At 53.9% G+C, this 23,869-nt stretch carries 21 protein-coding genes; 19 read left to right on the top strand and 2 right to left on the bottom strand.

The window, feature by feature from the left end; genetic code table 11:
• Positions 1-25 precede the first annotated feature (25 nt).
• The 5 genes from I2123_RS17510 to I2123_RS17490 all read left to right on the top strand — a co-directional run bounded on the left by I2123_RS17510 (position 26) and on the right by I2123_RS17490 (position 4,602).
• Positions 26-241 (top strand): YbfA family protein, encoded by a 216-nt coding sequence (locus I2123_RS17510; protein ID WP_112168993.1) that lies wholly within the window; start codon positions 26-28, stop codon positions 239-241.
• A 182-nt stretch (positions 242-423) separates the two neighbouring features.
• Entirely contained in the window at positions 424-1,377 is a 954-nt protein-coding gene (locus I2123_RS17505) for a YbgA family protein (RefSeq protein ID WP_112168992.1), read from the top strand.
• A gap of 10 nt (positions 1,378-1,387) precedes the next feature.
• Complete coding sequence (gene phrB / locus I2123_RS17500) at positions 1,388-2,818, top strand: deoxyribodipyrimidine photo-lyase (protein WP_213051128.1); 1,431 nt, start codon at positions 1,388-1,390, stop codon at positions 2,816-2,818.
• A gap of 35 nt (positions 2,819-2,853) precedes the next feature.
• Positions 2,854-3,834: an MBL fold metallo-hydrolase gene (locus tag I2123_RS17495; protein WP_213051127.1), complete on the top strand. Its 981-nt coding sequence runs from the start codon at positions 2,854-2,856 to the stop codon at positions 3,832-3,834.
• 24 nt (positions 3,835-3,858) lie between these two features.
• Entirely contained in the window at positions 3,859-4,602 is a 744-nt protein-coding gene (locus I2123_RS17490) for a type 2 GTP cyclohydrolase I (RefSeq protein WP_213051126.1), read from the top strand.
• Between the two features lie 116 nt (positions 4,603-4,718).
• On the opposite strand, the gene I2123_RS17485 is transcribed toward I2123_RS17490, so the two are convergent.
• Positions 4,719-6,107 (bottom strand): MFS transporter, encoded by a 1,389-nt coding sequence (locus I2123_RS17485; protein WP_414060274.1) that lies wholly within the window; start codon positions 6,105-6,107, stop codon positions 4,719-4,721.
• A 289-nt stretch (positions 6,108-6,396) separates the two neighbouring features.
• Here I2123_RS17485 and pxpB point away from each other — a divergent pair, with 289 nt between their 5' ends.
• From pxpB to I2123_RS17455, 6 genes are all read left to right on the top strand, one after another.
• The gene (gene pxpB, locus I2123_RS17480; protein WP_112168987.1) at positions 6,397-7,062 is read left to right on the top strand and encodes a 5-oxoprolinase subunit PxpB; all 666 of its coding nucleotides are present in this window, start codon (positions 6,397-6,399) and stop codon (positions 7,060-7,062) included.
• The gene (pxpC, locus tag I2123_RS17475; protein WP_213051124.1) at positions 7,056-7,985 is read left to right on the top strand and encodes a 5-oxoprolinase subunit PxpC; all 930 of its coding nucleotides are present in this window, start codon (positions 7,056-7,058) and stop codon (positions 7,983-7,985) included. The genes pxpB and pxpC overlap by 7 nt, the downstream gene beginning before the upstream one ends.
• Positions 7,975-8,709 (top strand): 5-oxoprolinase subunit PxpA, encoded by a 735-nt coding sequence (pxpA, locus tag I2123_RS17470; protein WP_112168985.1) that lies wholly within the window; start codon positions 7,975-7,977, stop codon positions 8,707-8,709. Before pxpC ends, pxpA begins: the two co-directional genes overlap by 11 nt.
• Before the next feature lie 55 nt (positions 8,710-8,764).
• On the top strand, positions 8,765-9,415 hold the full coding sequence (gene pcp / locus I2123_RS17465) for a pyroglutamyl-peptidase I (RefSeq protein ID WP_213051123.1): 651 nt from the start codon (positions 8,765-8,767) through the stop codon (positions 9,413-9,415).
• Complete coding sequence (nei, locus tag I2123_RS17460; protein ID WP_213051122.1) at positions 9,415-10,209, top strand: endonuclease VIII; 795 nt, start codon at positions 9,415-9,417, stop codon at positions 10,207-10,209. Before pcp ends, nei begins: the two co-directional genes overlap by 1 nt.
• Positions 10,210-10,360: 151 nt before the next feature.
• Positions 10,361-11,806 carry a CBM96 family carbohydrate-binding protein gene (locus tag I2123_RS17455; protein ID WP_213051121.1) on the top strand — a complete coding sequence of 482 codons (1,446 nt, stop codon included), beginning with the start codon at positions 10,361-10,363 and terminating at the stop codon, positions 11,804-11,806.
• A 73-nt stretch (positions 11,807-11,879) separates the two neighbouring features.
• Here I2123_RS17455 and I2123_RS17450 read toward each other — a convergent pair whose 3' ends face one another.
• Complete coding sequence (locus I2123_RS17450; protein WP_112168981.1) at positions 11,880-13,163, bottom strand: citrate synthase; 1,284 nt, start codon at positions 13,161-13,163, stop codon at positions 11,880-11,882.
• Positions 13,164-13,920: 757 nt separating this feature from the next.
• Between I2123_RS17450 and sdhC the strand changes: the two genes are divergently transcribed.
• The 8 genes from sdhC to sucD all read left to right on the top strand — a co-directional run bounded on the left by sdhC (position 13,921) and on the right by sucD (position 23,812).
• Positions 13,921-14,310, top strand: coding sequence for a succinate dehydrogenase cytochrome b556 subunit (gene sdhC / locus I2123_RS17445; RefSeq protein WP_101077384.1), 390 nt, complete (start codon positions 13,921-13,923; stop codon positions 14,308-14,310).
• Positions 14,304-14,651: a succinate dehydrogenase membrane anchor subunit gene (sdhD, locus tag I2123_RS17440; protein WP_112168980.1), complete on the top strand. Its 348-nt coding sequence runs from the start codon at positions 14,304-14,306 to the stop codon at positions 14,649-14,651. The genes sdhC and sdhD overlap by 7 nt, the downstream gene beginning before the upstream one ends.
• A 3-nt stretch (positions 14,652-14,654) precedes the next feature.
• Positions 14,655-16,421, top strand: a complete 1,767-nt coding sequence (gene sdhA / locus I2123_RS17435) for a succinate dehydrogenase flavoprotein subunit (protein ID WP_213051120.1) — start codon at positions 14,655-14,657, stop codon at positions 16,419-16,421.
• Positions 16,422-16,440: 19 nt separating this feature from the next.
• Entirely contained in the window at positions 16,441-17,157 is a 717-nt protein-coding gene (locus tag I2123_RS17430) for a succinate dehydrogenase iron-sulfur subunit (RefSeq protein WP_112168978.1), read from the top strand.
• A gap of 429 nt (positions 17,158-17,586) precedes the next feature.
• The gene (sucA, locus tag I2123_RS17425) at positions 17,587-20,394 is read left to right on the top strand and encodes a 2-oxoglutarate dehydrogenase E1 component (RefSeq protein WP_112168977.1); all 2,808 of its coding nucleotides are present in this window, start codon (positions 17,587-17,589) and stop codon (positions 20,392-20,394) included.
• A gap of 46 nt (positions 20,395-20,440) precedes the next feature.
• The gene (odhB, locus tag I2123_RS17420; RefSeq protein ID WP_112168976.1) at positions 20,441-21,673 is read left to right on the top strand and encodes a 2-oxoglutarate dehydrogenase complex dihydrolipoyllysine-residue succinyltransferase; all 1,233 of its coding nucleotides are present in this window, start codon (positions 20,441-20,443) and stop codon (positions 21,671-21,673) included.
• A 100-nt stretch (positions 21,674-21,773) separates the two neighbouring features.
• Complete coding sequence (sucC, locus tag I2123_RS17415; RefSeq protein ID WP_213051119.1) at positions 21,774-22,940, top strand: ADP-forming succinate--CoA ligase subunit beta; 1,167 nt, start codon at positions 21,774-21,776, stop codon at positions 22,938-22,940.
• Positions 22,940-23,812: a succinate--CoA ligase subunit alpha gene (gene sucD, locus I2123_RS17410; protein ID WP_056771654.1), complete on the top strand. Its 873-nt coding sequence runs from the start codon at positions 22,940-22,942 to the stop codon at positions 23,810-23,812. The genes sucC and sucD overlap by 1 nt, the downstream gene beginning before the upstream one ends.
• The last annotated feature ends 57 nt before the right edge of the window (positions 23,813-23,869 follow it).

The raw sequence follows: 23,869 nt of genomic DNA, 5'->3' as shown, positions 1-23,869 counted from the left end.
TTCCAAATTTCACAGGAGCAACGCGATGAAAGCTACGTCTGATTACACGCCTTACACCATGACCCGTATTTTGGCCCGCCGCGCTTTTGTGCTGGCCGCCGGTCTTCTCGCCTTACCGGTCATGCTGTTCCGCGCCGATCGCGCCCGTTTTTACAGCTATTTACACCGCGTCTGGATGAAGACCAGCGATAAACCGGTCTGGCTGGCACATGCTGAAATGGCAACACAAGATTTCTACTGATTTGTGAACTGAATCGATTTAACACACAGCCTTTTTAAACCCCGTCCTCCAGACGGGGTTTTTTATTGCCCTTTCGGAAAACCTGTACAACATTATTTTTATGTATAACTTATACTGAGTAATACATGAGAGTGATGAATCACTGACACTCCCTTTTTTCACTTCAACGTCGGGAGCTGACAATGACAAAAACAATCCCTATCGGCATCAGCGCATGCCTGCTGGGCGACAAAGTCCGCTTCGATGGCGGCCACAAGCGGTACGCCTTTGCCGTAGAGCAGCTGGCGCCTTATGTTCGCTTCGAACCGATCTGCCCGGAAATGGCTATCGGACTGCCAACACCGCGCCCTGCATTGCGGCTGGTCAGAATGGACGAAGGCGTCGCGATGCGCTTCAGCAATGATGAAACCATCGATATCACTGAAAAAATGCAGAGCTACGCTGAAAAGCGCGTCGCGCCGTTAACGCAGCTTTGTGGTTATATCGTCTGCGCCAAATCTCCGAGCTGCGGCATGGAACGCGTGCGGGTTTACAGCGCCAACGGCAAAGATGCCAAGAAGAGTGGCGTGGGTATCTATACCGCCGAGCTGATGAAACAGCATCCGTGGCTGCCCGTGGAAGAAGACGGGCGGCTGAACGATCCGGTCATTCGCGAGAATTTTGTCGAGCGCGTATTTACCCTTTTCGAGCTGAATCAGCTGCGTGAAAGCGGCCTGACACGCGGCAAACTGATGGCGTTCCACAGCCGTTACAAACTCTCTTTACTGGCGCATTCGCAGCCGGCATACCGGGAACTGGGGCGTTTTGTCGCCGCGATGGCCGAATGGACATCGCTGGAAGATTATTTCGTCGAATATCGCCAGCGGCTGATGACTCTGCTTAATCACAAAGCCACCCGACGTAATCACACCAATGTGCTGATGCATGTGCAGGGCTATTTCCGTAAACAGCTCACTTCTGCACAGCGTCAGGAACTGGCGGGGCTTATCGACCGCTATCGTCAGGGAATGCAGCCGCTTCTGGCCCCAATCACGTTGCTCAAACATTACATGTCCGAATACCCGGATGCGTATCTGGCCGATCAGCGATATTTCGAGCCCTACCCGGAAGCTCTGCGCTTGCGTTACGGACACTAAAGGGAATGTTATGACCACGCATTTAGTCTGGTTTCGCAATGACTTACGTATTACCGATAACCGCGCGCTGCACGCCGCCTGTGAGGATCCGCAGGCGCGGGTGATCGCTCTCTTTATCGCCACGCCTGAACAGTGGAAACAGCATGAAATGGCACCGCGTCAGGCGGCGTTTATTTATCAGCATCTTCAGTCGCTACAACATTCTCTGGCGGAACGCGGGATCCCGCTGCATTACCATCAGTGTGATGACTTCGCGGCAAGTGTGAACTGGATGAAAGGTTTCTGCGAAACGGAAACGGTGGATGCGCTGTTTTACAATAAACAGTATGAAATCAATGAGCGTCTGCGCGATGACGCGCTGGAAAAAGCCGTCGGCGCTGACGTTTTATGCCACGCATTTGACGACAGCCTGCTGCTGCCACCGGGATCGGTTACCACCGGCAATAACGAGATGTACAAAGTCTACACGCCGTTTCGTCGTGCCTTTTTATCCCGCCTGACGGAATCCGACAGCCGCTCCCTGCCCGCACCAAAAGCGCGAGAGCACGGGCAGAAAACGGTGATGCATAAGCTGATGCCGTTCGATTATCCGCTGGAAAACATCGACGAGAATTTTGCTGTCGGCGAAGACGCGGCGCGCAATCAGTTGCGCAGTTTTTGCCGTGAGCAGGTGCAGGATTATCTTCAGCAGCGCGATTTACCCGCCGTTGATGGCACCAGTTCGCTCTCGCCCTATCTGGCGATTGGCGTGCTTTCGCCACGTCAGTGTTTCAACCGGCTGCGCACCGAATGCCCTGACGTGCTCGACAGAACTGACGGCGGCGCGTTTGGCTGGCTGAATGAGCTTATCTGGCGCGAGTTTTACCGGCACCTGATCGTCGCATGGCCGAAACTCTGCAAACATCAGCCGTTTGTCGGCTGGACCGACGGCGTGCACTGGCGGCACGCGCCGGAAGAGTTACAGGCGTGGAAAGAGGGGAAAACAGGCTATCCGATAGTCGATGCGGCGATGCGCCAGCTCAACGCCACCGGCTGGATGCACAACCGTCTGCGCATGATCGTCGCCAGTTTTCTGGTGAAGGATTTGCTGATCAACTGGCGCGAAGGCGAACGCTATTTTATGTCGCAGCTGCTCGACGGCGATCTGGCCGCTAACAACGGCGGCTGGCAGTGGGGCGCGTCGACAGGGACCGACGCCGCACCGTATTTCCGCATTTTCAATCCGACAACGCAGGGCGAACGCTTTGACAAAGCGGGACGATTTATCAAGGCCTGGATCCCTGAACTGTCGGACGTGCCGGAAAAAGACATACACACACCGCATCGCTGGGCGGAAAAACAGCATCGCGTGCTAGACTACCCGTTGCCGATCATTGATCACGCAAGGGCACGCAAAGACACGCTTGCGGCGTTTGAGGCGGCAAAAAACCGGTCAGACTGACCTTTTTGCTAATCACCACGACAAGGAGCGATGTGATGAAAAAACACCTGCTGGCGCTGATGCTGGCGTGCTGGGCGAGCCAGGCCGTGGCGGCCTTTGATGTGGTCGCACTGGGTGTCAACGGTGGCGTTGAGGAAGGAAATCTGACGTCATATCTGGTGCGCAGTGACGATCAAAAACTGTATCTCGGGCTGGACGCCGGTTCCGTATTGCCGGGCATCCGTAAAGGGCTGGAGAAAGGCAGTTTCCCCGAAGTGACGACTGAAAATGCCGCCCCCTACACTCCGCAGGGCGCGGTATTTCGCAACCTGATCGGCGGCTACTTTATCAGCCACGGTCATCTCGACCATCTGGCCGGGCTGATCATCAGCTCGCCCGAAGACACCAAAAAACCGATTTATGGCACCGCCGACACCATCGGCACGCTGCGTCAGCATTACTTCAATGGCCGCGTCTGGCCGAACTTTACCGATTCCGGCAGCGGCCTGCGTATCGGCACTTATCGCCTGAACTTACAGCGTCCGGATCAGCGATTCTCCCTTGGCCTGACCGGTCTCGATGGCCGCATTTACCCGCTCAGCCACGGCGGTACGCCTTCGAGCATGATTCTGGTCAGCCGCAATAATCAGTCCTTCGCCTTCTTTGGCGATACCGGCCCGGATGAGGTCGAGAAATCAAAAAATCTCGACGCCGTCTGGCGCGTGCTCGGCGATGAAATCAAAGCAAAACGGCTGATGGGACTTATCATCGAAACCTCATATCCCGATGACGTACCCGACAGCAAACTGTTCGGCCATCTCACGCCGCACTGGCTGCTGAAAGAGCTTGGCAATTTGCAACAATACGCCGGTGGTGAAGGGGCGCTGAAAGATCTGACGGTGATCATCAGCCACGTGAAACCCAGCCTGAAAGCCGGTGCGGACCCCGAAAAAGAGATCATGCAGCAGCTGGAGAAAGGCAATAATTTGGGCGTGAAGTTTGTGCGGATGCAGCAGGGTGATAAATTAACGTTTTGATAAGCCATTCTACCGGGAATAACCATGAATAATCTCCAGCTTGAAGCCCTGATAAACCAGAAACTGGATGTCAGTAATTTCCATGATTACGCGCCTAACGGCCTGCAGGTCGAGGGGCGTCGTAATGTGCAGCGCGTGGTTACCGGGGTGACCGCCTGTCAGGATCTGCTGGATGCCGCGATTGCTGTCGAAGCCGACGCAATTTTGGTGCATCACGGTTACTTCTGGAAGAACGAACCGGCGGTTGTACGCGGTATGAAGCGCAACCGGCTAAAAGCCCTGCTGGTGAATGATATCAATTTGTATGGCTACCATTTACCGCTCGATGCGCACCCTGTTCTCGGTAACAACGCGCAGCTTGCCGAGTTATTTGGCATTGCTGTACAGGGGGAAGTCATGCCGCTGGTGCCTTACGGCGAGCTCGAAAAGCCGTTATCCGGCGAAGAATTACGTCAGCGAATTGAAGTGATTTTAGATCGCAAAGTGCTGCACAGCGCGCAAGGCGGGCCGGAAGAAATTCGTCGCATCGCCTGGTGCTCCGGCGGCGGTCAGGGCTTCATTCAGCAGGCGGCAGAGTTTGGCGTGGATGCATTCATCAGCGGCGAAGTCTCAGAGCAAACTATCCACATCGCCCGCGAAATGGGGCTGCATTTCTATGCCGCTGGCCATCACGCCACCGAACGTTATGGCGTGAAAGCTTTAGGCGAATGGCTTGAGTCAGAGCATGGGTTAGATGTGATGTTCATCGACATCGATAACCCGGCTTAGGGCCATCTTATTTACCCTGTTGAATCCGGGCAGTGCTCGTGACAGTCGCGTACAGTAAGTATGCTCCTGTCCCTGCGCGCTGTCCGAATCCACAAGGGCTGCAACGATGACGCCCCTCACTTTTGTAACGTCTTATCTGAGCTTTCTTCCGGCACGCTGTCTTCAAGCAATGTAAATGCCCGCTGCAAGCCGGTATCCACTTCGGGGTCTGCACCCTGCGGCGGATACGGGCTTTCTTCCTCTTCTTCTGTCACTTCGCTTTCTTCTACCGCTGGTTCTGTGACGTTTTCTGGCGCAGGCATCGTTTCCTGAATCATTTGCTCGTCAAAGGCCGGGTTCAGTGCAGGCGACAGCGGTGAACTGCTCAGACTGTCCGGCATAGCGATGTGCGGCAGAGGCGCATCGACTGCCATCACCGTTTCTTCTTCTTTCGCCGAGGTCCGGCTGAGCGCAACGATTGCCGCTCCGCACAGGGCGAAAAAGGCATACAGAATATTGCCACCGAGCGGTTCCATCAGCGCACCCACCGCCAGCGGACCGATACAGGCACCGACGCCAAACGCCATCAGCAGACAGGCGGAAAGCGAGACGCGGCGCTCCGGTTCAATCATGTCATTGGCGAGTGCGACCACCAGCGGATACAGCGTGAACTGCATCAGGCTGACGACAAAACCGATGCCGAGCAGCACGGGGAACGAAATATGCGTGAGCAACGCCAGCGGCAGGGCGGCGACCGCCAGCAGGATCGCGTTGATGCGCATCAGCATATTTCGGTTATAGCGATCTGACAGCCAGCTCAGCGGAAACTGCGCCAGCAGCCCGGCGAAGATCGCCAGCGCCATAAACAGACCGGTTTGCTGAGTGGTCAGCGATTGCTGGCTGGTGTAAATCGGCGCCATCCCGTAAAAAGAACCGACCACCATGCCGATGACGAGCGTTATCGCCAGCACCTTAGGGATCGCACCGATAAAGAATTTAAGCTCCATCGGCGCCGGGGACATATGGCCAACGTTGGTACGCGTCGTCAGCGCGATGGGGACCAGGCAGAGCGCGAAACACAGCGCGATCATGATGAGCGTACTGACGCCAAGGCCGCTGTCGAGCATCAAAACGACCTGACCGAGCGACATCCCGAGGTATGACGCCACCATGTAAAATCCGAAGACTACGCCGCGCTGATTGGCCTCGGCCTGATCGTTCAGCCAGCTTTCCAGCACCATGTATTGCACCATCATGCACAGACCGATGATCAGCCGGAGCACCACCCAGACGGGAATAATGTCAGTCAGACCGTGCCCCAGAACGGCGGCGGTAATGATGCCGGAGCACGAGACGTAGGCGCGAATGTGGCCGACGCGGGCGATCAGGATATGGCCGACTTTACCGCCGATCACCAGCCCGATGTAGTTGGCGGCGATAATCGCCCCGATCATCGCGCCGCTGACGTGTATCGCCGACAGTCGCAGGGAAATGTAAGTGGTGAGCAGGCCGGAACCGAGCAGCATCAGTAATGTGGTGGTATAAAGCGGAAAAAAGAGTGCTAAAGGTTTTCTCACGGGCTGTCCCTTTCATTTTGTAAATACTGCGTTATCCAAACGCTAAAAAACTGCAACACCTCTGAGAGTAGCAGGTGCGGGCGATGGGCGAAACCTTCGCCGCCCTTTGGTCGTCTTTGACAAGTTGACATCCTCTGTCGCTTTCCCGCATAACTACCCTTAATCTACATACCCTTATCGGGACATTGAGTTCATGAATAACTCAATGATCCACAACCCTTCTTTGAGGAGTGTCTGAGTGCAACGAGCACGATGTTACCTGCTGGGTGAACGCGCGGTAGTGCTGGAACTGGAACCGCCTGTGACGCTGGCCAGCCAGCAGCGGATCTGGGGTCTGACCCAACGTTTACAGGATCGCGCGGCCTATCCCGGCGTTCGCGAAGTCATTCCCGGTATGAATAATCTGACGGTCTTACTCACCGATGCGCAAAGCTCCGCGCTGGACGCGATTGAGCGCCTGCAAACCTGGTGGGAAGAGAGCGAAGCCATTGAACCGGTTTCCCGACTGATTGAAATTCCGGTTATCTACGGCGGTGAGCAGGGGCCGGATCTGGAGAGCGTCGCCCGCCATACCGGTATGACGCCACGTGAGGTGGTCGGATGCCATTCGGGTATCGATTACACCGTCTATTTCCTCGGTTTCCAGCCCGGCTTCCCGTACCTCGGCGGAATGCCGGAGCAACTGGCTATGCCACGCCACGGTGAACCGCGGCTTTCCGTACCCGCGGGTTCCGTTGGCATCGGCGGCAGCCAGACCGGTATCTATCCGCTGGCCACACCCGGCGGCTGGCAGCTTATCGGGCAGACGCCGCTGGCGATGTTTGATCCCACGCGTTCATCCCCGACCTTATTATTACCCGGTGACCACGTGCGCTTTGTGCCACAGAAGGAGGGCGTATGCTGAAGGTTTTACGCGCAGGGATGTTTACGACGGTGCAGGATTTAGGCCGCAACGGTTACCGCCAGCAGGGGGTCAGCCATTCCGGCGCGCTGGATGCGCCAGCTTTGCGCATCGCCAATCTGCTGGCCGGCAATGATGAGAACGCCGCCGGGCTGGAGATTACTCTCGGGCAGTTCAGCGCCGAGTTTCATCGCGAAGGCTGGATGGCGCTGACCGGCGCAGGATGCCACGCGCAACTCGACGGCAAAGATGTCTGGACCGGATGGCGCTACGCCGTGAAGCCGGGTCAGGTGCTCACCATGAAAACACCGACGCGTGGAATGCGCAGTTATCTGGCGATTTCTGGCGGGATCGACGTGCCGGAAGTGATGGGCTCGCGCAGCACCGATCTGAAAGCAAAATTCGGCGGTTACAACGGACGTCCGCTTCAGGACGGCGATGTGTTGCCCACCGGTGACAGTTTCCATATGCCAAAAAGCGCAGGCGGCATCAAACAACTGCTGTTTGGTAATCGTATCCGCGCCATAGCGGGGCCGGAGTATCAGGAGTTCAGCGCCGAAGCGCGTGATGCCTTCTGGCGTGCGTCGTGGCAACTGAGCCCGCAAAGTAACCGCATGGGTTATCGCCTGCACGGCCACGCGCTGAAACGGGAAACCGACCGCGAGATGCTTTCTCATGGCCTGTTACCGGGCGTGGTGCAGGTGCCGCACGGAGGTCAGCCGATTGTATTGATGGCCGATGCCCAGACCACCGGCGGTTATCCGCGTATTGCCTGCGTGATCGAAGCCGATCTCTACAATCTGGCGCAAATCCGCCTGGGGGAACCGGTGCATTTCGTGAAATGTACGCTGGAGGAGGCGCAGAAAGCTTTGCGGGAGCAGTCACTGTTTATTGAACAGATCAAGCGGGGGCTGTATGAGCGTTGATCTCAACGCCGATCTCGGTGAAGGCTGTGCCAATGACGAGGCGCTGTTGCAACTGGTCAGTTCCGCCAATATCGCCTGCGGCTTTCACGCCGGAGACGCGCAGACGATGCAGCAATCAGTGCGCTGGGCGCTGAAGTATGACGTGGCGATTGGCGCGCACCCGAGTTTTCCCGATCGCGAAAACTTCGGTCGTACCGCCATGCAGTTGCCGCCGGAAACCGTTTATGCGCAGGTGGTCTATCAGCTCGGCGCACTGGCGGCCATCACCCGTGCCGAAGGCGCAAAGATGGTGCACGTCAAGCCGCACGGGATGTTGTATAACCAGGCGGCGACCGATACGCAATTGGCTGACGCCATTGCCCGCGCAGTCTGCGACGTTGACCCGACGCTGCGTCTGGTGGGGCTGGCGGGCAGCGAGCTTATCCGCGCCGGTGAGCGGTACGGGCTGGCAACGCGGCAGGAAGTGTTTGCTGACCGCCGCTATTTGAGCAACGGTTCGCTGGTACCGCGCAGTCAGCCCGATGCAATGATCGACACCGATGAACAGGCGCTGGAACAGACACTGGCGATGGTGCAACAACAAAAAGTGCTCAGTCGCGAAGGCGTCTGGGTTCCGGTTCAGGCCGATACCGTCTGCCTGCATGGTGACGGTGAGCACGCCCTGACATTTGCCAAAAAACTGCGCGAGGCATTTGGTGAGCAGGGGATTGAAATCCGATCATAATTACCTCATAGCTAACAGATGAGATATCAGTCTTGCCCTACAACAAGGATCTATCATGCGTAAAGTCTTAGTGACCGGTTTCGACCCGTTTGGCGGCGAGCGTGTCAATCCGTCGTGGGAAGTGGTGAAATTACTGGGTGATCTGGAACTGTCGGGCGCGCAGATTGTGGTGCGGCAGCTGCCTTGCGTGTTTGGTAAAGCGATTGACGCGCTGAATGCGGCGATTGATGAAGTGCATCCGGAAATGGTGCTGTGCGTCGGTCAGGCTGGCGGGCGCAGTGATTTCAGCGTTGAGCGTGTGGCAATCAATATTGATGATGCGCGGATCCCAGATAACGAGGGCAATGAGCCGGTGGATGCACCTATTGTTGCCGACGGCCCGGTGGCCTATTTTTCTTCGCTGCCGATCAAAACCATCGTGAACGGCTTGCGCGAATCGGGTATTCCGGCGTCAGTGTCGCAAACGGCGGGCACTTATGTGTGCAATCACGTGATGTACGGGCTGATGCACCGGCTGGCACATCCTTCCTGCAGCGTGGTGAAAGGCGGCTTTATCCATATTCCTTATCTGCCTGAACAAGCCGCGAAACATCCCGGCGAGCCAAGTATGTCAGTACACACTGTGCTCAATGCCCTTGAACTGACTATCGCCATTGCCCTGCATACTGAGCAGGATCTGCGAATTGCCGAGGGTGCGACTCACTGATGCCTGAAGGTCCTGAAATTCGCCGCGCGGCCGATTTACTGGTGCGCGCGGTCGTCAATAAACCGCTCACGGATGTCTGGTTTGCTTTCCCCTCATTGAAACCTTACCAGTCGGCTCTGCGTGGTACGAAAATCACGGCGATTGAAACGCGCGGTAAAGCACTGCTGACCCACTTCTCCAACGGCCTGACGCTTTACAGCCACAATCAACTTTATGGCGTCTGGCGGGTAGTGAAGGGCGGTGAAACACCGAAAGAAACCAAACGTTCGCTGCGGGTGCAGTTGCAGACCACCGATGCGGCGATCCTGTTGTACAGCGCGTCTGAAATCGGGATTTATGATACGGCGGAAATAGAAAATCATCCGTTCCTGCAACGTATCGGCCCGGATGTGCTGGACGAAACGCTGACGGTCGCGCAGGTACGTGAGCGGTTAATCTCGCCTAAATTCCGTAACCGGCAACTGGGCGGTATGTTGCTCGATCAGGCGTTTCTTGCTGGTCTTGGAAACTATCTGCGGGCAGAAATTCTCTGGCTGGCGAAACTGCTGCCGGAACACAAGCCGAAAGAGTTGAACGAAACAGAGCTGGATGCGCTGGCCGATGCCTGTTTGTCTGTGGCGCGATTATCCTACGCCACGCGCGGCACGATGGATGAAAATGTGCATCACGGCGCGTTGTTCCGGTTTAAGGTTTTTGGCCGCACGGGCAAACCCTGCGAGCGTTGCGGCGACCCCATCGTCAAAAGCAGCGTGTCATCGCGGCCATTTTTCTGGTGCCCGGTGTGTCAGGTGTAAGTGAGTTATTTTTATGATTAATAAAAATTATAAGAAATGATATTTGTGTGCATATTTCAGGCGTATTAACGCCAGTGCTTATTATATGCTTTTTAAATTGCAGGTAAGTTTGCAATAGGTGTAATAATTGATTTTACTGGCGAGGTTTCCCATGAATAAATACAAAGCAGGCTTATTTGTCTCTCTTTGTTGTACAGGTATCGTACCCTTTATGGCGCAGGCTGATGATTATCAGACCAGCGTTCAGTGCGCTTATCACCACACTTTAGGTGATGACGCTATTTTAATGTTTGGTATGCCTAATCACGCGATGTGGCATGATTTTTTTGGTAATACGTCTACGGACGCATCCACAACATATGAAACATTGCAAAATAAACCTGCCACAACCTGTACCGATTTAGCCGATTCCTCAGCTTATTGGGCACCCTCATTAAGATTACCTGATGGCACAGAAGTGCGACCGCTCTATCAGAAGACGTATTATCAAACTGCGGGCAGTGAAGCAAATCCGTTAATACCGTTCCCGGCGGGTTTACAGCTTTTAGCCGGTGACCATAAAGGCACTACGCAAAACCCACGTATTAGTTTTTTATGTAATGACGGTACGGGTTACAGCCAAAGTGACCAGCGCACATGTAAACAGCCTGCAGACGGCAGCACTCTGCAATTTAATATCGGCATTCAATTTCCCAACTGCTGGGATGGTAAGAATATCGCGGCAAAACCGTCAGGCTCCCCCCGCAAACCGAATGCCGTGTATTCAGATGATAACGGCGTCTGCCCGGCTGACTACCCCAAACATATTCCTACCGTTAACATGAATATTGCCTATCAGTTTCCAGGCGCTACCTCTCTGGATTTGAGAACGGTTCAGTTATCTCTGGATCCGATCATGGAAGGGGAAAAGCGTATTGATCAATGGGGGACACTCTATACCGCGCATGGTGATTTTATTAATGGCTGGGCACCTGATGCTGCAAAATTCATGACAGAACGCTGCATGAATAATAACTATGATTGTACAAGCTATATGCCATATACCTATCTTGATACCAGCGCTGATACTTATGTCAGTAATAAAGAGGAGAGTGATAAAAACTTTGGCGACAGTCAGCAGTTGTTAGTTCAGGGTGATACCTCAAATTCTGCGGAAGCGGGTAATGATGAAAAAATCACATTGTTGAAATTTAAAATCCCCGCACTACCTACTAACTATCCGGACTCACAGTTAGCCTTATTTAAATATAACGTGCATCTTTTTGGCGGAAGAAGTACATCAACCGGCGCGCAGATGATTTATATTTATCCGACGACAACTGACTGGGACGAAAAGAGTGTGACATGGAATACCAGGCCGGTGTGTAACTATAAATCCTATGCAGGGTTATATCTTGATGAAGCACAGAGGTATCGTGATATTGATGTGACCAGTATAGTGAAACAGGCGCAGCAGCAAGGGCAAACGGAAATCGCATTTTGCCTCAGTGGTGACTCGAAGAAAAAAGGGGATATATATACGTTCAGTGCCAGGGAAAATGAACATTACCCTTCACAATTGACGATCTACGGTGCACAGGAACAACAATACCAATAATTGCTGAAACAGTCGTAAATAAAAGCGCCAGCATAAATGCTGGCGCTTTGGATTATAGTGAAAAAAGAAGAGATTATTTTTTCAGCTGAGAATGGAAATCACGTTTGTCGTAGCCGGTGTAGAGCTGACGAGGGCGGGCGATTTTAATGCCGTCCTGGTGCATTTCGCTCCAGTGTGCAATCCAGCCCACGGTACGCGCCATCGCAAAGATAACGGTAAACATGGAAGACGGAATGCCCATCGCTTTCAGGATGATGCCGGAGTAGAAATCGACGTTCGGATACAGTTTCTTCTCGATGAAGTACGGATCATTCAGCGCGATGTTCTCGAGCTCCATCGCCACTTCCAGCAGGTTATCTTTCAGATCCAGCTCTTTAAGCACTTCATGACAGGTTTCACGCATTACGGTGGCGCGCGGGTCATAGTTTTTATAAACACGGTGACCAAAGCCCATCAGGCGGAACGAATCATTTTTATCTTTTGCGCGTTTAACGAACTCAGGGATGTGATCCACGCTGCTGATTTCTTCCAGCATTTTCAACGCGGCTTCGTTGGCACCACCGTGAGCCGGTCCCCACAGAGAGGCGATACCTGCAGCGATACAGGCGAACGGGTTAGCGCCACTTGAGCCAGCGGTACGCACTGTTGACGTTGAGGCGTTTTGTTCGTGGTCGGCGTGCAGGATCAAAATTCGGTCCATCGCACGTTCCAGAATCGGGTTCACTTTGTATTCTTCACACGGGGTGGAGAACATCATGTGCAGGAAGTTGCCAGCATAGGACAGGTCGTTGCGCGGATACACGAACGGCTGGCCGATAGAATATTTGTAGCACATCGCGGCAACGGTCGGCATTTTGGACAGCAGACGGTAAGCGGCGATTTCGCGGTGACGTTCGTTTTCGACGTCAATGGAGTCGTGATAGAACGCGGCCAGCGCGCCGGTCACGCCGCACAGGACGGCCATCGGGTGAGAGTCACGACGGAAACCGTGGAACAGACGGGTGATCTGCTCGTGCACCATAGTGTGACGGGTCACATTGGTTTTGAATTCTTCGAATTGCTTCGGTGTCGGGGTTTCGCCGTTCAGCAGCAGGTAGCTCACTTCCAGGAAGTTAGACTCTTGCGCCAGCTGATCAATCGGGAAACCGCGGTGCAGCAGAATGCCTTCTTCACCATCAATGTAGGTGATTTTGGATTCGCAGGATGCAGTAGACGTGAAACCGGGATCATAGGTAAAAAGGCCTTTTGAACCGAGGGTGCGGATATCAATTTCATCCTGGCCCAGCGTGCCGGACAGCACATCCAGTTCAATCGGGTCGTGACCTTGTAGGGTAAGTGTCGCTTTCTTATCAGCCATTTACAGTCTCCTTAGCGCCTTATTTTTAAAAATCGATAACAACAGAAATGCCTGGAAGCGACGCCTTGTAAGGTCATTATTATTATCAGCCTTAACTCTGCGATCGTATCGGAAGGGAACGTAGAGCTGAGTCGAATTGCAGTCTCAGACTGCTCTGTGACAAACAAGCGGCGTTTCATCGTTGTTAAAGATTCGGTAAATCATTACTGTTCTGTCGCTCAGTACCAATGAAGAGGTTGAGGATTTACACAATCACCACTTTTGCATAACTTGGCCCGACAGGGAAGACCCCGTCTTACGATTGTGTGATCCACTGATTCTCTTAATACTTTCCCCTTTTTGGTGCGTGAGGGTAAAGCCGGTATGTGCTCAGTATCACAGTCCTATAGGGATGATTCATATGTAATGGAAATGTTGATCAAATGTCAAACTCGATAATTTATTTTGTGCGATTTATTGAATTTGGGAGCTAACTCACTGTTTCGCAGAAATGTGAATAAAGCATTTGTAGGGCAATTGTAATAAGAATGTGATCAACCTATACTTCGACGAGGTCTCCGGGCAAACCCTGAAGTAGGAGCACCCAGCGTTATTTTCTGAGCATTTCGCGTTTCCCAAACGTAAAAACTGAGAAAATGCATCACGCGCCGTTTAAGCACATTGGATGTCGTTGTTTGAGCGCGAGGGATGAAGGCTTACAGTCTTAATGCTGTCTGACACTGCTCCAGACCGGAGGAAGTAAAATAATAAGAGCTGTGTGGGCAAAACCGTGAAAAAACAAAGACCTGTCAATCTGGATCTGCAAACGATCCGGTTTCCCGTTACTGCGATAGCGTCCATCTTACACCGAGTCTCTGGCGTAATAACCTTCGTCGCCGTCGGTATCCTCCTCTGGCTGCTAGGCCTGTCACTCTCTTCTCCTGAAGGGTTTGCGCAAGCGGCTGCCATCATGAATAGCTTCTTCGTCAAATTCATCTTCTGGGGAATACTCACTGCGCTGGCCTATCACGTCTGCGGTGGCATCCGCCACTTGCTGATGGATTTTGGCTATATCGAAGAGAGTTTGGCTGCCGGTACCCGTTCTGCCCAGGTGGCAATCGGTCTGACCGTCGTGCTGTCAATTCTGGCTGGAGTCCTCGTATGGTAAGCAATGTTTCTGCATTAGGGCGCAATGGTGTGCACGACTGGCTGTTACTTCGTGCTTCCGCAATTATTCTCACCCTGTACATCCTTTATATTCTGGGCTTCGTGGTTCTGGCCCAGGAACTGACGTTTGATGTCTGGCATGGCTTCTTCGCTTCCTCCATCACCAAAGTATTCACACTGCTGGCGCTGCTGTCGATTTTGATTCATGCGTGGATCGGCATGTGGCAGGTGTTAACGGACTATGTCAAACCGGTAGCTGTTCGACTGGTGCTGCAACTGGCCATCGTCGTCACGTTAGTGGTTTACCTACTTTACGGAACAATTGTTGTTTGGGGAGCGTAGTAAATGAATCTGCCAGTCAGAGAGTTTGATGCTGTAGTGATCGGTGCAGGTGGCGCCGGTATGCGTGCAGCATTACAGATTTCACAAACGGGCCAGACCTGTGCCCTGATTTCCAAAGTCTTCCCGACCCGCTCCCATACGGTGTCAGCGCAGGGCGGTATTACCGTCGCGCTGGGCAACACCCATGAGGATGACTGGGAATGGCATATGTACGACACCGTAAAAGGTTCCGACTACATCGGTGATCAGGACGCCATTGAATATATGTGTAAAACCGGGCCGGAAGCGATTCTGGAACTCGAACACATGGGTCTGCCTTTCTCCCGTCTTGAAGATGGCCGTATTTATCAGCGTCCGTTTGGTGGCCAGTCGAAGAACTTCGGCGGCGAGCAGGCGGCCCGCACAGCAGCAGCCGCTGACCGTACCGGCCACGCATTGCTGCACACGCTGTATCAGCAAAACCTGAAAAACGGCACCACGATTTTCTCCGAATGGTATTCACTGGATTTAGTGAAGAATCAGGACGGCGCGATCGTCGGCTGTACGGCTATCTGCATCGAAACCGGTGAAGTGGTCTACTTCAAAGCCAAAGCGACCGTGCTGGCAACCGGCGGTGCAGGCCGTATTTACCAGTCCACCACTAACGCACACATCAATACCGGCGACGGTGTGGGTATGGCGCTGCGCGCTGGCGTGCCAGTGCAGGATATGGAAATGTGGCAATTCCACCCGACCGGTATCGCCGGTGCGGGCGTTCTGGTCACAGAAGGCTGCCGTGGTGAAGGCGGTTATTTGCTCAATAAAGACGGCGAACGTTTCATGGAACGTTATGCGCCGAATGCCAAAGACCTTGCGGGTCGTGACGTGGTGGCACGTTCCATCATGATCGAAATCCGTGAAGGCCGTGGCTGCGAAGGTCCGTGGGGCCCGCACGTAAAACTGAAACTCGATCATCTGGGGCGTGAAGTGCTGGAATCCCGCCTGCCGGGCATTCTCGAACTCTCCCGCACCTTTGCCCACGTGGATCCCATCAAAGAGCCGATCCCTGTACTGCCAACCTGCCATTACATGATGGGCGGTATTCCGACCAAAGTGACCGGTCAGGCACTGCGTGTGAACGAGAAGGGCGAAGACGTGGTGATCCCAGGGCTGTTCGCGGTCGGCGAAATTGCCTGTGTTTCCGTTCACGGTGCCAACCGCCTCGGTGGCAACTCGCTGCTGGATCTGGTGGTGTTTGGTCGCGCTGCCGGTATGCACTTGCAGGAATCTATCAATGAGCAGGGCGACAGCCGTGAAGCCTCTCAGGACGACATTGATGTGTCTCTTGAGCGTCTCAATCGCTGGAACAATACCCGTTCCGGTGAAGATCCGGTGGCTATCCGCAAAGACTTGCAAGCCTGTATGCAGAACAACTTCTCGGTATTCCGCGAAGGCGATGCGATGGCTGAAGGTCTGGAACAGCTGAAAGTGATCCGCGAACGTCTGAAATCGGCCCGTCTGGACGATACCTCGACGGAGTTCAACACTCAGCGCGTGGAATGTCTGGAGCTGGATAACCTGATGGAAACCGCGTTCTCGACGGCTGTCTCCGCAAACTACCGCACCGAAAGCCGTGGCGCTCACAGCCGCTTTGACTTCCCGGATCGTGATGATGCGAACTGGCTGTGCCACACGCTGTATCAGCCGGAAACCGAAAGCATGACCCGCCGTGAGGTGAACATGCAGCCTAAGCTTCGCGCGGCGTTCCCGCCGAAAGCGCGTACTTACTAGGGCGTAGCGGAGACAGAATATGAAACTCGAATTTTCGATTTATCGCTATAACCCGGACGTCGATGACGTCCCGTACATGAAAGACTATGTGCTGGAAGCCCAGGAAGGGCGCGACATGATGTTGCTTGATGCGCTGATTTTGCTGAAAGAGCAGGATCCGACGCTGGCCTTCCGCCGCTCTTGCCGTGAAGGCGTTTGTGGTTCAGACGGTCTGAACATGAACGGGAAAAACGGCCTGGCCTGTATCACGCCGGTCTCGACGTTACGTCATGGCAGCAAGAAGATTGTTATCCGTCCGTTACCTGGGTTACCGGTTGTGCGCGACCTTGTAGTGGACATGGGGCAATTCTATAAGCAGTATGAGAAGATTAAGCCTTACTTGTTGAATGATGGGAAAAATCCTCCGGCGCGTGAACATTTGCAGATGCCGGAAGAACGCGAAAAACTCGACGGATTGTACGAATGTATTCTCTGCGCCTGTTGCTCGACGTCGTGCCCGTCCTTCTGGTGGAACCCGGACAAGTTTGTCGGTCCGGCAGGTCTTCTGGCCGCTTACCGTTTCCTGATCGACAGCCGCGATACCGAAACACAACCGCGTCTCGACGATCTGAATGATGCTTTCAGCGTATTCCGCTGCCACAGCATCATGAACTGTGTGAGTGTGTGTCCGAAAGGGCTAAATCCGACCAAAGCTATCGGCCATATCAAATCGATGCTGCTACAACGCGGTGCCTGACAAGATAAGCCATGCCACAGCGGGAACTCAGGTTCCCGCTGTTATTTACTCATAAGCGCTACTTACAATAGTTACAAATGTGCTAACTGAGGCGCTGATAGCAAATAAGTAAATTTTTAATAACAAAGTAGCAACAAGTGCAACAAAGTTGCGCCTGACTGGAGTAAGATAGTTGGGTAAAAATCAGGGACATCAGTTTCAGCTGTTTTTACAGATAAGTGGCCTAAAAGGTGTCGCCAGGGGGAGAAAGATAAGCAGGGCAACTTCAAAAGTCAGTCACGCGCATGGCGGATTTTTGAAGGTTCCTTGAAGAGCCAAACGCTCAACCAACGAACTGTTTTAGTAAGGAAAACCGTTTTACCGCGGTGTATCACGGTCATTATTATTAACCACGGCGAAAACTAAAGCTTCAAAGCTTAAGGGATCACGATGCAGAACGGCGCAATGAAGGCCTGGCTGGATTCCTCCTATCTGGCGGGTGCGAACCAGTCTTACATAGAACAACTCTATGAAGACTACTTAACCGATCCTGGTTCCGTTGACGATAGCTGGCGTTCGATTTTTAAACAGCTACCAACAGTGGGTGTGAAACCAGAGCAACTCCATTCTCAAACACGGGACTACTTCCGCCGTCTGGCGAAAGACGCGTCACGTTATAACTCCTCCATCAGCGATCCTGAAACGGATGCCAAGCAAGTTAAGGTGTTGCAGTTAATCAACGCCTTCCGCTTCCGTGGCCATCAGAACGCGAACCTTGATCCCCTCGGCCTGTGGAAACTGGACGATGTGCCCGATCTTGACCCTGCGTTCCACCATCTGACCGAAGCTGATTTCCAGGAAACCTTCAACGTCGGTTCTTTTGCCATCGGCAAAGAAACCATGCAGCTCGGCGAGCTGTATAAAGCCCTGAAGCAAACCTATTGCGGCTCCATCGGTGTGGAATACATGCACATCACCAACACCGAAGAGAAACGCTGGATCCAGCAGCGTGTCGAATCCGTGGTCGGTCGTGCAAACTTCACCAATGAAGAAAAGAAAACGTTCCTGAAAGAGCTGACCGCAGCAGAAGGTCTGGAACGTTATCTGGGCGCGAAATTCCCGGGAGCTAAACGCTTCTCCCTGGAAGGTGGCGATGCGCTGGTTCCGATGCTGAAAGACATGATCCGTCACGCGGGCAAAAATGGAACGCGTGAAGTGGTGCTGGGTATGGCGCACCGTGGTCGTCTGAATGTGTTGATCAACGTGCTGGGTAAAAAACCTCAGGATCTGTTTGACGAATTCTCCGGCAAACATAAAGAACACCTGGGCACCGGTGACGTGAAATACCACATGGGCTATTCGTCTGATGTGGAAACCGAAGGCGGTATGGTTCACCTGGCGCTGGCGTTTAACCCGTCGCATTTGGAAATCGTCAGCCCGGTCGTCATCGGTTCTGTCCGTGCTCGTCGCGACCGTCTGGACGAAGCGCGCAGCAACATGGTTCTGCCAATCACCATTCACGGTGACGCGGCGATTACCGGTCAGGGCGTGGTTCAGGAAACACTGAACATGTCGCTGGCGCGCGGTTATGAAGTGGGCGGTACTGTGCGTATCGTCATTAATAACCAGGTGGGCTTCACCACCTCGAACCCGAAAGATGCGCGTTCTACCGATTATTGTACCGATATCGCGAAAATGGTGCAGGCGCCGATTTTCCACGTCAATGCGGATGACCCGGAAGCTGTCGCTTTCGTGACCCGTCTGGCGCTGGATTTCCGCAATACCTTTAAACGCGATGTCATGATTGATCTGGTTTGCTACCGTCGCCACGGCCATAACGAAGCCGATGAGCCAAGCGCAACGCAGCCACTGATGTACAACAAGATCAAGAAACACCCGACACCGCGCAAAATCTATGCAGACATTCTGACTGAGCAGAACGTTGCCAGCCTGGAAGATGCGACCGAAATGGTCAACCTGTACCGCGATGCGCTGGATGCCGGTGAGTGTGTGGTGGAAGAGTGGCGTCAAAATGACATGCACACGTTCACCTGGTCACCGTATCTGAACCACGAGTGGGACGAAGCTTACCCGAATAAGGTGGAGTTCAAACGTCTGCAGGAGCTGGCGCGTCGCGTCAGCCATGTACCGGACGCTATCGAAATGCAGTCCCGCGTGGCCAAGATTTATGGCGACCGTAACGAGATGGCTGAAGGCAACAAGAAGTTTGACTGGGGCGGTGCCGAAAATCTGGCTTACGCCACGCTGGTCGACGAAGGTATTCCTATCCGTCTGTCCGGTGAAGATACCGGCCGCGGAACCTTCTTCCACCGTCACGCGGTGATCCACAACCAGAAAAACGGTTCTGTGTATGTGCCGCTGTCGAATATTCACAACAGCCAGGGCGAATTCAACGTCTGGGACTCCGTGCTTTCCGAAGAAGCGGTGCTGGCGTTTGAATACGGTTATGCCACGGCTGAACCGCGTACGCTGACTATCTGGGAAGCGCAGTTCGGCGATTTCGCCAACGGTGCTCAGGTGGTCATCGACCAGTTCATCAGCTCCGGCGAGCAAAAATGGGGCCGCATGTGTGGTCTGGTGATGCTGCTGCCGCACGGCTACGAAGGGCAGGGGCCGGAGCACTCCTCCGCGCGTCTGGAACGCTATCTGCAACTTTGCGCTGAGCAAAACATGCAGGTATGTATCCCGTCTACCCCGGCGCAGGTTTATCACATGATCCGTCGTCAGGCGCTGCGCGGTATGCGTCGTCCGCTGATCGTGATGTCACCGAAGTCTCTGTTGCGTCATCCGCTGGCGGTTTCCACGCTGGACGAACTGGCCAACGGCAGCTTCCTGCCGGCCATTGGTGAAGTGGACGAACTGGATCCGAAACAGGTTAAGCGCGTCGTGATGTGTTCAGGTAAGGTCTACTATGATCTGCTGGAACAGCGTCGTAAGAACGAAAAAACTGACGTCGCGATCGTCCGTATCGAACAGCTGTATCCGTTCCCGCACAAGGCCATTCAGGAAGTGCTGGAACAATACGCGCACGTTCATGATTTCGTCTGGTGTCAGGAAGAGCCGCTGAATCAGGGCGCATGGTACTGCAGCCAACACAATTTCCGTGAAGTGATTCCTTTCGGGGCTTCTTTACGTTACGCAGGACGCCCGGCCTCTGCCTCTCCGGCAGTCGGCTACATGTCCGTTCACCAGAAGCAACAGCAAGATCTGGTTAACGATGCGCTGAACGTTAAATAACCGCGTTGGTGTCAGTTAACCATATGGAACATAAGAAGGATTGATAATGAGTAGCGTAGATATTCTGGTCCCTGACCTTCCTGAATCCGTTGCGGATGCGACGGTTGCCACCTGGCACAAAAAGCCGGGCGACAGTGTTGAGCGTGACGATGTACTGGTAGAAATCGAAACCGATAAAGTGGTTCTGGAAGTGCCGGCGAGCGAAGCCGGTATTCTGGACAGCATCATCGAAGACGAAGGCGCAACGGTGATTTCCCGTCAGATTCTGGCGCGCATTCGTCCGGGTAACAGCTCTGGTAAGCCAAGCACTGAGAAAAGCTCCGATAAAGAAGCGACTCCTGCGGCACGCCACACAGCTGCGCTGGAAGAAGAGAGCAGCGACGCCCTCAGCCCGGCGATCCGCCGCCTGATTGCAGAACATTCTCTTGATGCCAACGCCATTAAAGGCAGCGGTGTGGGCGGTCGTCTGACCCGTGAAGACGTTGAGCAACACCTGGCGAAAGCCAAAGATGCGAAACCTGCAACCGCACCTGCTTCAGCGCCTGCTGCCAGCGAAACACCGGCACCGGCTCTGGGTTCTCGCAGCGAAAAACGTGTACCGATGACCCGTCTGCGTAAACGCGTTGCCGAGCGTCTGCTGGAAGCCAAGAACAGCACTGCGATGCTGACCACCTTTAACGAAATCAATATGAAGCCAATCATGGATCTGCGTAAGCAGTACGGTGATGGTTTCGAAAAACGTCACGGTGTGCGTCTGGGCTTCATGTCTTTCTATCTGAAAGCCGTGGTTGAAGCGCTGAAACGCTATCCGGAAGTGAACGCCTCCATTGATGGCGAAGATGTGGTTTACCACAACTACTTCGACGTCAGCATTGCCGTTTCAACGCCACGTGGCCTGGTGACCCCGGTTCTGCGTGATGTGGATACGCTGGGCATGGCGGATATCGAGAAGAAAATCAAAGAGCTGGCGATCAAAGGCCGTGACGGCAAATTGAAAGTTGAAGAACTGACCGGCGGTAACTTTACTGTGACCAACGGCGGCGTCTTTGGCTCCCTGATGTCTACTCCGATTATCAACCCACCGCAGAGCGCGATCCTCGGCATGCACGCCATTAAAGATCGTCCGATGGCAGTGAATGGTCAGGTCGTGATCTTGCCAATGATGTATCTGGCACTGTCCTACGACCACCGTCTGGTTGATGGCCGCGAATCGGTCGGCTTCCTGGTGACCATTAAAGAGATGCTGGAAGATCCGGCTCGTCTGCTGCTGGACGTTTAGTCCCCGGTTGCCGTAAGTAAAAGAGATCTCGACCCTCAGTGGCACGGTTCGCTGTGCCACTGATAAAGCCCTCCTACTGAATAAGAATGGATAGAACATCATGAATTTACATGAGTATCAGGCGAAACAGCTTTTCCTGCGCTACGGCCTGCCAGCACCATCAGGCTTCGCCTGTTCCACCCCGCGTGAAGCGGAAGAGGCTGCATCGAAAATCGGTGCCGGTCCGTGGGTGGTGAAATGTCAGGTTCATGCCGGTGGTCGCGGTAAAGCGGGCGGCGTGAAAGTGGTGAAAAGCAAAGAAGAAATTCGTGCATTCGCTGAACACTGGCTGGGTAAACGTCTGGTGACTTACCAGACAGACGCACAGGGCCAGCCGGTTAACCAGATCCTGGTTGAAGCGGCGACTGACATTGATAAAGAATTGTACCTCGGCGCGGTAGTCGATCGCAGCTCCCGTCGCGTGGTGTTCATGGCGTCTACTGAAGGCGGCGTGGAAATTGAAAAAGTGGCGGAAGAAACCCCGGACCTGATCCACAAAGTGGCACTGGATCCGCTGGCTGGTCCGCAGCCGTATCAGGGCCGCGAACTGGCCTTCAAACTGGGTCTGACCGGTAAGCAGGTTCAGCAGTTCACTAAGATCTTCATGGGTCTGGCGAACATCTTCCTTGAGCGCGATCTGGCGCTGATCGAAATCAACCCGCTGGTGGTGACCACCGCCGGTGACCTGATTTGCCTCGATGGCAAACTGGGCGCGGACGGTAATGCCTTGTTCCGTCAGCCAGAACTGCGCGAAATGCGTGACCACAGTCAGGAAGATGCTCGCGAAGCTCAGGCTGCACAGTGGGAATTGAACTACGTGGCGCTCGACGGCAACATCGGTTGCATGGTGAACGGTGCCGGTCTGGCAATGGGCACTATGGACATCGTGAAACTGCACGGTGGCGAACCGGCTAACTTCCTCGACGTGGGCGGCGGTGCGACTAAAGAACGCGTGACCGAAGCTTTCAAAATCATTCTGTCGGATGAAAAAGTGAAAGCCGTCTTCGTTAACATCTTCGGCGGTATCGTTCGTTGCGACCTGATCGCCGACGGTATCATCGGTGCGGTGGAAGAAGTGGGCGTCAGCGTGCCGGTTGTGGTGCGTCTTGAAGGTAACAATGCCGAGCTGGGTGCCAAAAAACTGGCGGACAGCGGTTTGAACATCATTGCAGCGACCAGCCTGACGAATGCGGCTCAACAAGTTGTCGCGGCAGTGGAGGGGAAATAATGTCGATTTTAATCAACAAGAACACCAAAGTTATCTGCCAGGGTTTCACCGGTAGCCAGGGGACTTTCCACTCCGAACAAGCCATCGCTTATGGCACAAAAATGGTCGGCGGCGTGACGCCGGGTAAAGGCGGCACCGAACATCTGGGTCTGCCAGTATTTAACACCGTGCGTGAAGCGGTAGAAACCACCGGCGCCACCGCGTCTGTGATTTATGTTCCGGCACCGTTCTGCAAAGATTCCATTCTGGAAGCGCTGGATGCGGGTATCAAGCTTATCATCTGTATTACCGAAGGCATCCCGACGCTGGATATGCTGGTTGTGAAGATGAAGCTCGACCAAAGCGATGCGGTCATGATCGGGCCAAACTGCCCGGGCGTGATCACACCGGGCGAATGCAAAATCGGCATCATGCCGGGCCACATTCACCTGCCGGGCAAAGTGGGCATCGTTTCCCGCTCCGGTACATTGACTTATGAAGCCGTTAAGCAGACGACTGATTACGGTTACGGCCAGTCCACCTGCGTCGGTATCGGCGGTGACCCGATCCCGGGTTCTAACTTCATCGATATTCTGAAGCTGTTCCAGGAAGATCCGCAGACTGAAGTGATCGTGATGATCGGTGAGATCGGTGGTAATGCGGAAGAAGAAGCGGCAGCTTATATCAAAGCACACGTGACTAAACCGGTTGTGGGTTATATCGCTGGTGTGACTGCGCCGAAAGGCAAACGTATGGGCCACGCTGGCGCCATCATTGCCGGTGGTAAAGGCACTGCAGATGATAAATTTGCTGCGCTGGAAGCGGCCGGTGTAAAAACCGTTCGCAGCCTGGCTGATATCGGGGAAGCAGTAAAATCACTGCTGCCACAGTAAGTACGACATCGCCTGCCAGAAAAATTCTGGCGGGTTGAAAGCGACAAAGATTCGACA

It is taken from the genome of Rahnella inusitata (genome assembly GCF_018288855.1).
In the GTDB taxonomy this organism is placed as follows: Bacteria; Pseudomonadota; Gammaproteobacteria; order Enterobacterales; family Enterobacteriaceae; genus Rahnella; species Rahnella inusitata.
This window is presented reverse-complemented; position numbering and strand designations above follow the sequence as displayed.